Raw genomic sequence first — 13,678 nt, forward strand, 5'->3', positions numbered from 1 at the left:
TATCCTAAATATATATTTAAAAATTTAAACTAGGAATTCCCTCTCCTTATAGGAGAAGTTTTTATAAAGATTCCCTTCCCCCTAACCTTCTTCCTCAGGTAGGAGGAGCCTAATAAATAAACAATTATTTTTGATCTTTTAAAATAGCCTGCAAGCGGGCTTTTTACTTAGACCGGGTAATGCTGAGCTATTTCCTGACTGATCATCGCTGCGGTTGCTGCTGATAGTGTCCAGCCTAAATGTCCATGGCCGGTGTTATAAAAGACACGTTCCTGTCTACCACGGCGCACCACTGGCATCATGTTCGGCATCATGGGACGCAGACCTGCCCATGGAACCACATGTTCAGTACACAGATCGAAATTGCGTTGTGTCCAGTCAATTAAAGGCTGAATCCGGTCAACACGAATATCCCGATTATAACCATTAAATTCCGCGGTTCCTGCAACACGTAAGCGGTCTTTACCTAAACGTGACAAGACAATCTTGGCGCTCTCATCTAGCAGACTGACCCAAGGAGCATTTTGCTGACTTTGCTCATCATTGAGCTGTACCGTAATTGAATAGCCTTTCACCGGATAGACATTCACCCGCTCACCCAACAGATCTGCCAACTGATAACTGCTTACGCCTGCACATACCACAATGGCATCCGCCTGAATCTCGAGCACATCTTCAGCATTGGCATGCACATTTTCAGGGCTTGGTCTGCATTTAACCGTAATATGCTGTGCTTGGTGATCGACCGCAAATACATTTTGACCAAATTCGAAGTTCACCCCTTTTTTCATACAGGCATTTGCCAGTCCAGTACTGAATTTATGAATATCTCCAGTCGCATCACTCTGGCAATAAAACCCGGCATAATAATCTCCAGTTAATGCAGGTTCAATCTGCTTGATTTCTTCATTGCTGATGGCATTACGTTCCAGACCACCACTACACAACAGATCATTGACCTTAATTGCGACATCATAATCAGCTTTATTATGGTAGAAATGTAGAATTCCGCGCTTTTCCAGATCAAAATCAATCTGCTCAATTTCGGCAATTTCAAACAGACGTTTTCTGGCCAGTAATGCGATTTTTACCGTTTCCCGGGTATTGGTTTCATAGTTTTTAATATGACCTAGAAATTCCATCAGCCAGCTATATTTATGCAGACTAAAAGAAGGATTAAGCAATAGCGGTGCGGTTTTTTGTGACATCCATTTGATGCCTTTCAACACAGTGGCTTTTTGATTCCAGACTTCTGCATTACAGGCAGAAAGTTGCCCGCCATTAGCAAAGGATGTTTCCATCGCGGGATAAAGATGACGGTCAACCACCGTGACCTGATAACCGAGTAAGGCGAGCTCATAAGCTGTTGTTACACCGGTAATGCCTGCCCCCACCACAATAACATGACGCATAGACACCTCTCCTCAATATGTGATGTCTTTCCCATCTGTCATGTGTACCTGAGAGCTTCGGTGACTGCATCATAGCTGTATGCAGCAACCTTCCCCCTTCGGTGAGTGATTCAACACTTCTCTCCAGAGTTTAATATATTATTGCAGTCCTTTTGCCTGAGAGTTTCCTGGGACCTTGCTCCTTCGGCGAATGCAGTAGCATTTCTCTCCTGCAATAATATTTTTATTATCCTGAGCAATTTATATACCATCTTATCGGAGACTACAGTTTTTTATTTATGTTAATTCACGTGATTTAAGTGGTAACGATACTTTCAATAAATTTAGAAGAAATAACACTATCTATTTCAAACGAATTTTAAGATTTTAATTTGGTTTTTTGCCTCATTTTCCTACGTCATGCTGCAATGCAAGGCATTTAAGAAAAGCAATAATGTTAATAATTGCTTAGGCTATTTATAGGATTGATTTAATATTAGACTTTAATATATGACCGACTTTTAGGTACTAAAATTAAATTAACCAGGAAAGAATCAACATGAGAGATCCAGCCGCGACTACCGTTTGCATACTGATAATACTGGCCATGAACTGGCTATCTCCGCCATAGACACGCGTCAGTACATAGGAAGCTGAAGCAGTAGGTAAAGCAAAAAACAACACCAGTACCTGGGTGGTTAAAGGATCAATATCAAATAATTGGCAGACAAAGAAAGCAGCAAGTGGCATTCCTAATAAACGTCCAAAAGTCGCCAGACCTAATGGGAAGATATCTCGCTGGAAGCCTTGGAACTGTAAGGCAGCCCCCACACACATCAAGCCAAGCGGCAAACTGCATAAGGCAATCTGTTTTAGGAATAATTCAAACCCGGCCCAAAGCGATAAGCCTGAGAGGTTAAATATACCACCCACAAGAGAACCTAGAATTAAAGGATTCTTTAACAGATCAACCAGAATTTTGAAGATCTGCATATCTGAACTACGAGTAAATGCCAGTACAGATAAGATATTGACCAGTGGAATACATAACACCATCACTACGGCGAAAATGGTCATGCCCTGCTGATGAAATAAAGCATTCACTGCTGCAAGTCCGATATAGGTATTAAAACGCAGGAGTGCCTGCACATAGACCCCAAAACGTGCATAGCCAATCTGATAAATCTTGCGCAGCACATATAGAGCAATACTGACCACCGCCATAAGGCTAAAGACCACCAGAACCACATCTTTAATGACTGCCATTTCAATCTTGGCTACGGCCAGATTTAAAAATAGCATGACTGGAAACAGGACAAAATAATTAAGTTTTTCTGCCCCACGCCAGAAACTATCTTCCAGCCATTTCCTTTGTTTTAATACATAGCCCAAAGTAATCAGGCCAATAAGCGGAAACAGTACAGTGAAGATAGTCTGAAACATTGAACAACTCATGATATGGGTTTTGCGGCAATCGCATCCTATTCAATTGCCTGTCAATGAGCAAGGATACAACAACCGACTCGTTTCAGGATAAAAATAGTGGAAAATTCAATGGATAATAAATAAAAAACACTCTCGCTGGCTTTAATTAAAATACGCTTTAAATCCAACTTTCATCTTTTGCAACATTTAGTGCATCATTTTTTAGTCTTTCAAGCTCCTCATAAACCTTTGCATCAAGCTTCGGACGGAATTTTTCAAACTTAACTTTTAACAAATCTAGGCTTCTTAAGAGCATCCTAAAAATGAGTCTCTCACGGCCTAAATCATCTGTTGCCTTAAAAGTTGTTGGATCAATCCTTAAACGGAAATCCATATTTCTACGTTTAAATGAATAAAAAATACGTTCATCAAAACTATCATTTCCCATTATAATTTCAATGCACTTCCATTTATCTATCGGAATATCATACGACTTATTTTGTAGTTGAGCATTTAAGGCATTTTCTACTGCGTTACGTGCTTTATTTTCGAGATCAAGATGATCTTCTGTTAACACTTCCCTACTTAATTCAGCACTTAACCATACTTCCATTCATATATCCTGTCATTATTCTTATTAAACACACTTAGAATCAAAAATAGATTCAAATAACTTCATCAATCTTTTCGAGACTCTTTTCTAAAATCACCAGATTTAAATCTACTAAAGGCTGTCCAACATCTGCATCCAGTGGGTAACTCTCTGTTTTGCCGGTTTGGTGATAACCACGACGCTCATAATACGCGATTAATTCAATGCGAACATTAAGAACAGACATTCTAAGTTTTTTGAAAGGTATTTTTTCTCTGGAGTATTGCTCAGCGAAATCTAACAATATTCGGCCATAACCTGAATTTTGCCGGACTGGGTCAATAGCAAAACTGCCGATTTCAAAACAATCTGGGAAGTGTGTCAAACCAATACAACCCACCAGTTGATCATTATTTTCCAAGACATAAAGTTCAACATCAGGCCGTGCTAAAAGCTCACTTAACTGAGCCTCATTAATTCGATTACCTGAAACAATGTCATGTTCATGCGTCCAGCCCAAATTAGATCGATAAGCTGTATTGATCAACTTAACAATGCTTTGAATGTCCGTAGCTTGGGCTAAACGAATATTGTTATTTTTCATTTTATAAATATAAAAAAGCCAGACCGAAGCCTGACTTTAATTTCATTTGCTTCTATAAAGCAAATTATTTAGGTTCAATTGGCTCAAACGGCGCAACGACATCGGCATTTTGTGCACGATGGCGCATGAAGTGATCCATCAAAACAATTGCTAGCATCGCTTCAGCAATTGGGGTTGCACGTACACCCACGCAAGGATCATGACGGCCTTTGGTCAGGACATCCGTATCTTCACGATTAATGGTAATGGTTTTACCCGGAGTTGTGATGGAAGCCGTTGGTTTCAACGCAATCGAAACACGAATATCCTGACCGCTAGAAATACCACCCAAGATACCGCCAGCATGGTTCGCCAGGAAGCCATCTGTTGTGAGTTCATCACGGGTTTCATGACCGAACTGCTCAGCGACACTAAACCCATCACCAATTTCCACGCCTTTCACGGCATTGATTGACATCATGGCATGGGCAATATCCGCATCTAAACGATCAAATACTGGTTCACCCCAACCCACTGGCACTTTAGAAGCAATGATCTCAAGGCGTGCGCCACAGCTTGTGCCTTGCTCACGTAATGAAGTTACCAATGCTTCAAAGCGCGGCACCGCATCAACATCACCACAGAAGAACGGGTTATTTGGAACTTCATTCCAGTCCAGTTTTTCTGCTTTTTCAGTACCGATCTGAGTCACATGACCACGGATTTCAATACCGAATTTTTCAAACAGGAATTTCTTGGCAATCGCGCCCGCTGCAACACGCATCGCAGTTTCTCGCGCACTTGAACGCCCACCACCACGATAATCACGGAAACCATACTTCTGGGTATAGGTATAATCTGCATGACCCGGGCGGAAAGTTTGCGCGATATTGCCATAATCTTTCGATTTCTGATCCGTATTGCGGATTAAAAGACCGATTGAAGTTCCGGTGGTTTTACCCTCAAACACACCTGAAATAATTTCAACTTCATCTGGTTCTTTACGCTGTGTTGCAAATTTCGATGTACCCGGCTTACGACGGTCCAGATCCTTTTGCAAATCGGCTTCAGACAGTTTAATCCCTGGTGGAACCCCATCAATAATGGCCATTAAGCCAACACCATGAGATTCACCACAAGTCGTTACACGGAAGAGTTGCCCTATACTATTACCTGCCATGTCAACGACTCCTTATGAATTAACAGATTGAATGAATAAATCACGATATTGACGGCATTGGGCTGCAGTCAGTGCAAAAATACCTGAACCACCACGTTGGAACTGTAACCAGTGGAAATCAACGGTATTGAAGTTTTGCTTCATCGCCCATTCAGAATTACCCACTTCAATCACGATCAAACCATCTTCAGTCAGATAATCAGCTGCTTGAGCCAGCATCTTGCGAACTAGATCCAGACCGTCTTGACCAGCAGCCAATGCCAGCTCTGGCTCATGATGGAATTCATCAGGAAGATCAGCCATATCCTCTGCATCGACATATGGAGGATTAGATACGATTAGATCATATTGGTTTTCAGCTGGAATTTTAGCGAACAGATCAGATTCAAGTAACGCTACTTGGTACTGCTTACTGTGATGTTCACAGTTAATCTGCGCCACTTCCAAAGCTTCTTTAGAAATATCGGTTGCATCCACTTCTGAATCCGGGAAAGCATAGGCCAATGCAATCGCGATACAGCCAGAACCAGTACACATATCCAGAATGCGTTGTGGAGTTTTTGGATTCGGGTTTTCTGGCAGGTTATTTACTGCCGCGCCCATTTCACCATTTTCAGTCAGGCAATAAGGAGCAAAGCGGTTTTCAATCAGCTCAACGATTGGCGAACGTGGAATCAGAACACGCTCATCGACATAGAATGGCTTGCCGAAGAAATAGGCTAGATTCAATAAATAAGAGGTTGGAACACGTTCATTAATGCGGCGTTCTAGCAAGCTCAAGAACTCAGCCACTTCGCTTGGCAATAATTTAGAGTCCAGAATTTCAGGATCTGCATTCCAGTCCAGTGACAAGGTTTGTAGAACGAGCGCTGAACTTTCAGCAAAATAATCTTCTGTACCTTGACCTAAGTGCGCATCGTATTGACGTAATGCTGTAACCCCAAAACGAATAAAATCACGAATGGTAGTTAAATTTTCAGCGGCTTCCTGCAAATGTTCAGGGCTAATAGTCGGTCGATCCACTTAAGGCGTCTCCAAGGTCATTTTTTAAAACGCCTTATGATACCTTGTTTTGAGGTCTTTTATAATGCCAAAACCATGAAAAACCCGAATTCTCCATGGTTTATCAATGACAGATCTTCTGAATTTCAGGTAGATTAGAATCCTGCTTTTTGAGATTTATCGGTATTTCCGGAAGGACTTATTAACTTAAAATCAGTTTAAGCACCGGCACGATAAGAACGCGATTGATACAACTTCGCCTGATCTTTTACCATCTCCAGCACACATTGACCCTGTTTAATCTGGGCATATTGGGTATTCATAGTCAGCTTGCATTGCTGTGATAGTTTACGTTGCCACACTGTATGCTGATCACGAATATTATTACGATAGCCAGCATTCAATTTCAGATAAGTCTTATAGTTTTTCTTCAGACGTTTATTCTGTGCTTTTAATTCTTTTTTCACACATTTTTGTAGCTTAGCTGTATTGCCATAACTAAAGTTCATACACTGGGTATATTCCTGAGAATAACCTGTAGCCGCCTGAACCTGTAATGCCATCGTCCCCAAACAACCTGCCATTAATAAACATGCAAAACGCATAGTATCCCCTTCACCAAAACTGGCTTGTTTCCAATCAATATTGAATAATGAATCTTGTTTAAATTATTGCCTGATACTAACTGAGTCCTTGATAAAATCCTATATTTTTCTCGCTTAAAAAGATGTCACAGTTCTTTGGTTGAAACTTGATTTTATGGCCGCATATAATTCGGCAATGATGTCCAAACGAGCCCAGATCTTATGAGCTATAAGCACAACAATCTTATGGCCATGCGCCAGAACTACTGGAATGACCAGTTATCCAGTCAGGTGCAGCAGGAAAAGGTATTTTTACAGACCACGTTAATGCAGCAAGGTGTATTTAATAGTGCGACTTTGGAAGATGCCAAGTACCTGTTTTTCAGTTTGCCAAGCATCATTATTGTGAAGGGTTATGCGCTGGGTTTTATGCATGAAACAGTCCAGAACCTAATTCATCAACATATTCAAACAAATAAACAACAGTTACAACAACGATCTGAATTAAAAATTCAATTTCAAATGTCATAATATTCACCCTACACTGGTCAAAACGGCAAGCGATATGCTCTTGCCGAGATTTTCACCGTGAATTCAGCGGCTTAAACTTTTTTAATACGTGCAGACACGGTAATATCCACTACAATGATTTATTCCGCTTTATGCTGATAAAAGGATTGAGTTTACATGTCAGATCAGAACGATAAGCTTAAACAATTGAAAACTTCCTCAATGGATCGACGCTTATCGATCGCAAAGGCATCTTTGCTGGCAGGTACGCGCTGGGCAGCATCCAGTGCGGGTTCTATGTTCTCGAGTGAAGAAGAAAAAGAAAGAAGACGCAAAAAAGCCATGAAAGAACAGGCCGATTATCTGGTTGCAGAAATTGGCAAGCTTAAAGGTTCAATTGTCAAAATTGGCCAGATGATGGCCCTGTATGGCGAACATTTTCTGCCAGAAGAGGTCACTCAAGCCTTAAATACGTTAAATAATAAAACAGTTGCTTTGGCGTGGCCGGCGATCAAAGCCCAATTACAACAGCAATTAGGTTCCAAGCTAGATGATCTGACGGTTGATCATGAGCCCCTAGGTACCGCCTCTTTGGCTCAGGTTCACCGTGCTGTACGCAAGTCAGATGGCATGGAACTGGTGCTTAAAATCCAGTACCCGGGTGTAGCTGAGGCTATTGATTCTGATATGAGCCTGTTTAAGAACATGCTCAAATTGACCCGTATGGTGCCGCAAACCCGTGAATTTGATCAATGGTTCGATGAAGTTCGTGAGATGATGCATCGTGAGGTCAATTATAAAATTGAGGCGGATACGACCCGTCGTTTCTGTAAACGTCTGCAAAATGATCCACGATATATCGTACCGACCATCATCGATAACTATTGTACTGACCGTGTTCTGTGTATGACCTTTGAACGTGGTGTACCCATCAATAGTCCAGTAATGTTGTCTCTACCACAGGAACGTCGTAATAAACTGGGTGAGGCTTCCCTTGAAATCGCAGTACGTGAGATTTTTGAATGGGGGGAGATGCAGACTGACCCGAATTTCGGCAATTATCTGGTACGTCTAGGTGATGGCGAAAATATTCAGGACAAGATTGTGCTTCTCGACTTCGGTGCAATCCGTCAATTTGACCAGCATCTACTCAATGTAGCGCGTAACCTGATCCAGGCCGGTTATCATCATGATTCAGACATGATGGTGAAAGCCATGACCGGTTATGAATTCTTTGATTCTATTCCGCCTAGCATCAAACCGGATATGGCGAAAGTCTTCCTGTTAGCCACAGAAGCCTTCAGCTCGCCAATGAACAATAAAGACCTGCCTCCAGGTGTGATGGATGAACATGACCGCTATAACTGGAAAAAAAGCCAGCTTCATAGCCGGGTAATGCAGCAAGCTTCTAAATCCATGGCTTCACGTTATTTCAGTGTACCGCCTAAAGAATTTATGTTTATCAGCCGTAAGTTCATTGGCGCTTATACCTTCATGACGGTGATTGATGCGAAAACTAATGTACGCGCAATGATTAAACGTCATCTCTAAACGACTAAGTTATTATTAGCCTTATATAAGACCCGGATGATTTTGTCATTCGGGTCAATTTTTGATAAAAACCTAATTTTTCTTATTTTATTTTTCTATTTAGTTTCAATATTTTAATTCTTCAAATCCCCTCTTTATTTTAATGATAAATTGACAATGATTCATGTCATTGATGACATGGTTTTTTCTAGAACTGCATGTCAACATCAGGCAAATAAGATAACACCCCGTAGGATAATTAGAATGAACAATATGGTGAACAAAGCACAAGGATTTGGCTTGTCCATCCTGACCAAAGTGGCTGGAAGTGATTTACTCGACCAATTAAAGCTGCGTAAATTTTTAGAAAAATCTCTTTATCAAAGCTCTAAAGCAGGTTTTAAAACACTCAGCCAGACTCAGAAAATCCTGAAATCTGGTCAGAAAATTCAAAGACAACGTTTGCCACATCAGTCCAAATCCCTGTTTGATCTGAATCTGACTGAAGAACAGCAAATGACCTGCGAGGCAATGCAACAGTTTGCCAGCGAAGTCCTTTATCCTTTGGCACATGATGCAGATCATCATGAAATCTTCCCAAAGGAACTCTGGCAATATTCAACTGATCTGGGTCTTAATTTTTATGCGCTGCCTGAAACTCTAGGTGGCGTAGCTGTAGAACAGAATATCGTCAGTAATGTCCTGATGGCTCAACAGTTGGCTCAAGGTGATTTCAGTCTGACCGCTGGTCTGCTTTCTACTTTTAGTGTGATTAATGCGATTACCCGTTGGAGTTCAGAACAGGTTCAGGCTGAGTATTTGACTGCATTTGCCGATGATCCTCATCTTAAAGCTACCTTCGCAGTACAAGAAGCAACAGCTGCCTTTAATCCTTATCAGTTAAAAACTCAAGCAACGTCGAATGGAGATCACTATTTAATTAATGGTGAAAAAACCTTGGTGATGCTCGGAGAAACTGCTGATATCTATCTGGTCAGTGCAGATCTGAATGGCAAAACCGAAGTATTTATTGTGCAACGCAATAATACCATTACTGCACAAAAATCTCCGGCTATGGGCTTGAAAGCCACTCAAACTGTGAATCTCAAATTTAATAACACACCGGCACAACGCTTGGGAGATGACGATTTTGATTACACCGCTTTTCTTGATCTAGGCAATTTAATGTGGTGTGCCATGGCGGTCGGTACCTGTGAAGCGGTTAAAAAATACTGTGTGCAATATGCCAATGAACGCACAGCCTTTGGTGAACCAATTTCCCATCGGCAAAGTGTAGCTTTTATGATTGCAGATATGGCGATTGAAATTGATGCCATGCAAATGCTGATCCTGAATGCCGCCAGTCTTGCAGAATCTGGTCAAGACTTTCATCGAGAAGCTTATCTGGCCCGTCTGCTCTGTGCAGAAAAATCCATGAAAATTGGCACAGATGGCGTACAGATTCTCGGCGGACATGGCTTCACCAAAGAACATCCGGTAGAACGCTGGTATCGGGACTTAAGAGCAACAGCAATCGTACATTCTGGCCTTCATGCCTGAGCAAAGAATAAGGAAAAAAATAAATGAACTTGCAAAATCCTAAAAAATTCAAATTGCTGATTGATCAGGCACATGAAGTTGCCCTGAATGTACTCCGCCCTATTTCACGCAAGTATGACAAAGCTGAACATGCTTATCCGAAAGAGTTGGATATGCTTGCCTCTGTCGTCGATGGTATGAACCAAGGCAGCGAAGGCATGAATGCAGGAGCTGCGGTCAATAAACGCGGTGATAGCGATGAAAGCAATAAAAATGGCGTCAATATGTCGACAGCACTTAGTATTGTCGAAATGTGTTATGGTGATACCGGACTGCTTTTATCCATGCCGCGTCAAGGGTTAGGAAATTCAGCCATTGCTGCCGTTGCTAATGACGAACAGTTGCAACGCTTTCATGGTATATGGGCAGCGATGGCGATTACTGAACCAGGCTGTGGTTCGGATTCAGCTGCCATTCGTACCACTGCCATTAAAGATGGTGATGACTATATCCTCAATGGTGAAAAAATCTTTGTCACCTCTGGCGAACGTGCAGATGCGGTTGTCGTCTGGGCGACTTTAGATAAAAAACTTGGCCGTGCTGCAATTAAATCCTTTGTCGTACCCAAAGGCACACCCAGCATGAAAATCGAGCGTCTGGAACATAAGCTAGGCATTAAAGCCTCGGATACGGCTGCAATTAGTTTTATTGATTGTCGTATACCTGCTGCTAATTTGCTTGGACATGCTGAAATTGATGTGGCCAAGGGTTTTGCTGGGGTCATGGAAACTTTTGATAATACCCGCCCACTCGTTGCAGCGATGGCAATTGGTTGCTCTAAAGCTTCTTTAGAGAGAACCAAGGAAATTTTTAAGGATCAGCTAGATTCTGAGTACCATACACCTTACTTACAAACATCGAATATTGCAGCGCAGATTTATCGTATGGAAGCCGAATGGGAATCTGCCCGTTTATTAATGTTAAAAGCTGCGTGGATGGCGGATAATCGTAAGCCTAATTCCCGTGAAGCTTCTATTGCTAAAGCCAAGGCGGGTCGTATCGCGAATGAAATCACTTTGAAATGTGTCGAATTAGCAGCATCTATAGGCTATAACGAGGCAGAACTTTTAGAAAAATGGGCACGTGACTCCAAGATTCTGGATATTTTCGAAGGAACTCAACAGATCCAGCAACTGATTATTGCTCGACGTGAACTAGGTAAATCTTCAAGTGAATTAAAATAATAAAAAACTGGAAATACCGCTTCATTAAAGAATGAATCAACAAAAAGGATGGATTTTTTATGGTTTTCGGACTATAAAATTTCCATCCTTTTTTATGTCATAACCTATGTATTCTATTCGTCCTATACAACCTCAAGATAATGCTCAAATTGCCAAGATTATTCGTGAAGTTTCCGTAGAATTCAGACTTGCAGCAGAATCCGGTTTTGCTGTCGGTGATTCAATCCTGGATAACCTGTATGAAGTATATCAGCAGCCAAATGCAGCTTATTGGGTCATTATCGATGAGCAGGATCAAGTCTTTGGTGGCGGAGGTATTGCGCCATTACAGGGTGATCAGAGTATTCTAGAAATACAGAAAATGTATTTCTTACCCATTATTCGTCGTTATGGATTTGCAAAAAAGATTTTAAATCTGACCTTTGACTTTGCTCATGAGCAGAACTTTAAACGAATCTATCTTGAGACTACTGCAAGTCTTTGGCAGGCAGTGAAGCTTTACGAAAAATTAGGTTTTGAACATCTCGATCATCCCGAAGGCAATACAGGTCATAGTGCAGCTTGTGAAATCTGGATGCTAAAAACTTTAGACTAAGCTTTCTTGTGCATCTAAACACATACACTTTAAAGAAAAGCCTGAGATACAAATTCGACTGTTAATTGGCTTTTCTTTAAACAATTCTTCATAAAAAATTCATTATTCAACAAAATCTAAGTTGTCTTTGTAAACAAATCATCTAATTTCTTGACGATTTTCATACATCTTCCTAAGATCAATCTAATTTTAAAAATACAGGGAAGCTGAAAGTTGTTGGGCAAATTTTCTGGCAAAAACTATTCATTATTAAAGGTCTTAAATCCTACTACTTTAAAAATTGGGATACTTGGTTTAAGTACAATATTAATAAGTGCTTGCTCCTCACTAGGAGGTAATTCCTTAGAAAAACGCTCTGCTAAACTGTCTCAAGGAATTCAGACTGCATATGCTGTGCCTGCGATAACTGCTACTCGCGTTTCACCTTTAATTATTCAAAATGCCGAAAGACATAGTCTAGATCCCTTGCTAGTAGCAGCCGTGATTCGACAGGAATCTACCTATCGCAGTCAGGTCGCTTCACCTGCAGGTGCTGTGGGTCTTATGCAAATTGTTCCGCGTTATTGGCAATCTACATGTGGACCTGATTTATTTAATGAAGCAATAAATATTGGATGTGGGAGTTATATTCTGTCACGTTATCAGGAATCTAGTGGCAGCCTAGAAAAAGCGCTGGGCTATTATAATGTAGGCCCTACTGCCTATGAGAAAGATCGGAAAATGCGTAAACAAGGCAAAAAATATGCAAAAGAAGTTTTAACGCACCAGAAGCAACTTAAAAAATCGATGTAATTAGAACGTACTAATGATTAATTAAATGCATTCCAGAAATATTAATCCGTAAATAAAAAGGCTTAAATTTATTTAAGTCTTTTTATCTTATTTTATTAAATCCCACGCATAAAAAAAGCCCCCTGCGTGAGCAGAGGGCTTTTGGAATAATGAGCTGGCGATGACTTACTCTCACATGGGAGACCCCACACTACCATCAGCGCTAAGAGGTTTCACTTCTGAGTTCGGGAAGGGATCAGGTGGTTCACTCTTGCTATGGTCGCCAGCACAACTGGTATGCTTACTCGCTATGGTCTTATCTACGTTGCTTGTGCTTCGTTTGCCTAGCTTTCTTCAAATAGAATGCATTAACAGATGTATCTGAGTCGTAGTAGTTTGTTCGATTAGCTTAACTAAATCAAGTTTTCGTCTGATCGTTAGATCAATATGAAATCAATTGATGCTTTATATACAACTGCTTGGGTGTTGTATAGTCAAGCCTCACGAGCAATTAGTATTGGTCAGCTTCATACATCACTGCACTTCCACATCCAACCTATCAACGTCGTAGTCTTCAACGGCTCTTTAGGAGACATAAAGTCTCGGGGAAATCTTATCTTGAGGTAGGCTTCCCGCTTAGATGCTTTCAGCGGTTATCCCTTCCGAACATAGCTACCCGGCGATGCGACTGGCGTCACAACCGGTACACCAGAGGTTCGTCCACTCTGGTCC

General features: G+C 41.1%; 13 protein-coding genes, 2 rRNA genes and 1 riboswitch. Of the genes, 6 read left to right on the forward strand and 9 right to left on the reverse strand.

The window, feature by feature from the left end:
* Positions 1-167: 167 nt before the first annotated feature.
* The 7 genes from FTU01_RS01865 to FTU01_RS01895 all read right to left on the reverse strand — a co-directional run bounded on the left by FTU01_RS01865 (position 168) and on the right by FTU01_RS01895 (position 6,778).
* Complete coding sequence (locus FTU01_RS01865; RefSeq protein ID WP_180137969.1) at positions 168-1,412, reverse strand: D-amino acid dehydrogenase; 1,245 nt, start codon at positions 1,410-1,412, stop codon at positions 168-170.
* A gap of 134 nt (positions 1,413-1,546) precedes the next feature.
* A riboswitch (glycine riboswitch) is annotated at positions 1,547-1,634 on the reverse strand.
* 291 nt (positions 1,635-1,925) lie between these two features.
* Complete coding sequence (locus FTU01_RS01870; RefSeq protein ID WP_180137971.1) at positions 1,926-2,834, reverse strand: AEC family transporter; 909 nt, start codon at positions 2,832-2,834, stop codon at positions 1,926-1,928.
* 160 nt (positions 2,835-2,994) lie between these two features.
* Entirely contained in the window at positions 2,995-3,429 is a 435-nt protein-coding gene (locus tag FTU01_RS01875) for an Imm44 family immunity protein (RefSeq protein ID WP_180017441.1), read from the reverse strand.
* 52 nt (positions 3,430-3,481) lie between these two features.
* Positions 3,482-4,012 (reverse strand): GNAT family N-acetyltransferase, encoded by a 531-nt coding sequence (locus tag FTU01_RS01880; RefSeq protein ID WP_180017443.1) that lies wholly within the window; start codon positions 4,010-4,012, stop codon positions 3,482-3,484.
* Positions 4,013-4,076: 64 nt separating this feature from the next.
* Positions 4,077-5,171, reverse strand: coding sequence for a chorismate synthase (aroC, locus tag FTU01_RS01885; RefSeq protein ID WP_180014728.1), 1,095 nt, complete (start codon positions 5,169-5,171; stop codon positions 4,077-4,079).
* Positions 5,172-5,183: 12 nt separating this feature from the next.
* Entirely contained in the window at positions 5,184-6,194 is a 1,011-nt protein-coding gene (gene prmB / locus FTU01_RS01890; RefSeq protein ID WP_104426049.1) for a 50S ribosomal protein L3 N(5)-glutamine methyltransferase, read from the reverse strand.
* Between the two features lie 197 nt (positions 6,195-6,391).
* Positions 6,392-6,778, reverse strand: a complete 387-nt coding sequence (locus FTU01_RS01895) for a lysozyme inhibitor LprI family protein (RefSeq protein ID WP_180137973.1) — start codon at positions 6,776-6,778, stop codon at positions 6,392-6,394.
* A gap of 201 nt (positions 6,779-6,979) precedes the next feature.
* On the opposite strand from FTU01_RS01895, the gene FTU01_RS01900 reads away from it, so the two are divergent.
* From FTU01_RS01900 to FTU01_RS01925, 6 genes are all read left to right on the forward strand, one after another.
* A complete protein-coding gene (locus FTU01_RS01900) occupies positions 6,980-7,288 on the forward strand; it encodes a hypothetical protein (protein ID WP_166138211.1) in 309 nt (102 codons plus the stop codon).
* Positions 7,289-7,444: 156 nt separating this feature from the next.
* Positions 7,445-8,818, forward strand: coding sequence for an AarF/ABC1/UbiB kinase family protein (locus tag FTU01_RS01905; protein WP_005235905.1), 1,374 nt, complete (start codon positions 7,445-7,447; stop codon positions 8,816-8,818).
* Positions 8,819-9,070: 252 nt separating this feature from the next.
* The gene (locus FTU01_RS01910; protein ID WP_180137984.1) at positions 9,071-10,357 is read left to right on the forward strand and encodes an acyl-CoA dehydrogenase family protein; all 1,287 of its coding nucleotides are present in this window, start codon (positions 9,071-9,073) and stop codon (positions 10,355-10,357) included.
* Between the two features lie 23 nt (positions 10,358-10,380).
* Positions 10,381-11,580, forward strand: coding sequence for an acyl-CoA dehydrogenase family protein (locus tag FTU01_RS01915; protein ID WP_180137975.1), 1,200 nt, complete (start codon positions 10,381-10,383; stop codon positions 11,578-11,580).
* A gap of 106 nt (positions 11,581-11,686) precedes the next feature.
* Positions 11,687-12,175 (forward strand): GNAT family N-acetyltransferase, encoded by a 489-nt coding sequence (locus FTU01_RS01920; protein ID WP_180137977.1) that lies wholly within the window; start codon positions 11,687-11,689, stop codon positions 12,173-12,175.
* A 213-nt stretch (positions 12,176-12,388) separates the two neighbouring features.
* A complete protein-coding gene (locus tag FTU01_RS01925; protein WP_166138226.1) occupies positions 12,389-12,967 on the forward strand; it encodes a lytic transglycosylase domain-containing protein in 579 nt (192 codons plus the stop codon).
* A 152-nt stretch (positions 12,968-13,119) separates the two neighbouring features.
* On the opposite strand, the gene rrf is transcribed toward FTU01_RS01925, so the two are convergent.
* Positions 13,120-13,234, reverse strand: a 5S ribosomal RNA gene (rrf, locus tag FTU01_RS01930).
* Between the two features lie 202 nt (positions 13,235-13,436).
* Positions 13,437-13,678, reverse strand: a 23S ribosomal RNA gene (locus tag FTU01_RS01935); the annotation flags it as partial.

The sequence above is a fragment of the Acinetobacter sp. YH12043 genome, from assembly GCF_013419915.1.
Classification (GTDB): Bacteria; Pseudomonadota; Gammaproteobacteria; order Pseudomonadales; family Moraxellaceae; genus Acinetobacter.

Bases quoted from the DNA above. Each gene is read 5' to 3' on its own strand.
- FTU01_RS01865 (WP_180137969.1), bottom strand. From the start codon at position 1,412: ATGCGTCATGTTATTGTGGTGGGGGCAGGCATTACCGGTGTAACAACA.
- FTU01_RS01875 (WP_180017441.1), bottom strand. From the start codon at position 3,429: ATGGAAGTATGGTTAAGTGCTGAATTAAGTAGGGAAGTGTTAACAGAA.
- FTU01_RS01870 (WP_180137971.1), bottom strand. From the start codon at position 2,834: ATGTTTCAGACTATCTTCACTGTACTGTTTCCGCTTATTGGCCTGATT.
- aroC (WP_180014728.1), bottom strand. From the start codon at position 5,171: ATGGCAGGTAATAGTATAGGGCAACTCTTCCGTGTAACGACTTGTGGT.
- FTU01_RS01905 (WP_005235905.1), top strand. From the start codon at position 7,445: ATGTCAGATCAGAACGATAAGCTTAAACAATTGAAAACTTCCTCAATG.
- FTU01_RS01910 (WP_180137984.1), top strand. From the start codon at position 9,071: ATGGTGAACAAAGCACAAGGATTTGGCTTGTCCATCCTGACCAAAGTG.
- FTU01_RS01915 (WP_180137975.1), top strand. From the start codon at position 10,381: ATGAACTTGCAAAATCCTAAAAAATTCAAATTGCTGATTGATCAGGCA.
- FTU01_RS01895 (WP_180137973.1), bottom strand. From the start codon at position 6,778: ATGCGTTTTGCATGTTTATTAATGGCAGGTTGTTTGGGGACGATGGCA.
- FTU01_RS01900 (WP_166138211.1), top strand. From the start codon at position 6,980: ATGAGCTATAAGCACAACAATCTTATGGCCATGCGCCAGAACTACTGG.
- FTU01_RS01880 (WP_180017443.1), bottom strand. From the start codon at position 4,012: ATGAAAAATAACAATATTCGTTTAGCCCAAGCTACGGACATTCAAAGC.
- FTU01_RS01920 (WP_180137977.1), top strand. From the start codon at position 11,687: ATGTATTCTATTCGTCCTATACAACCTCAAGATAATGCTCAAATTGCC.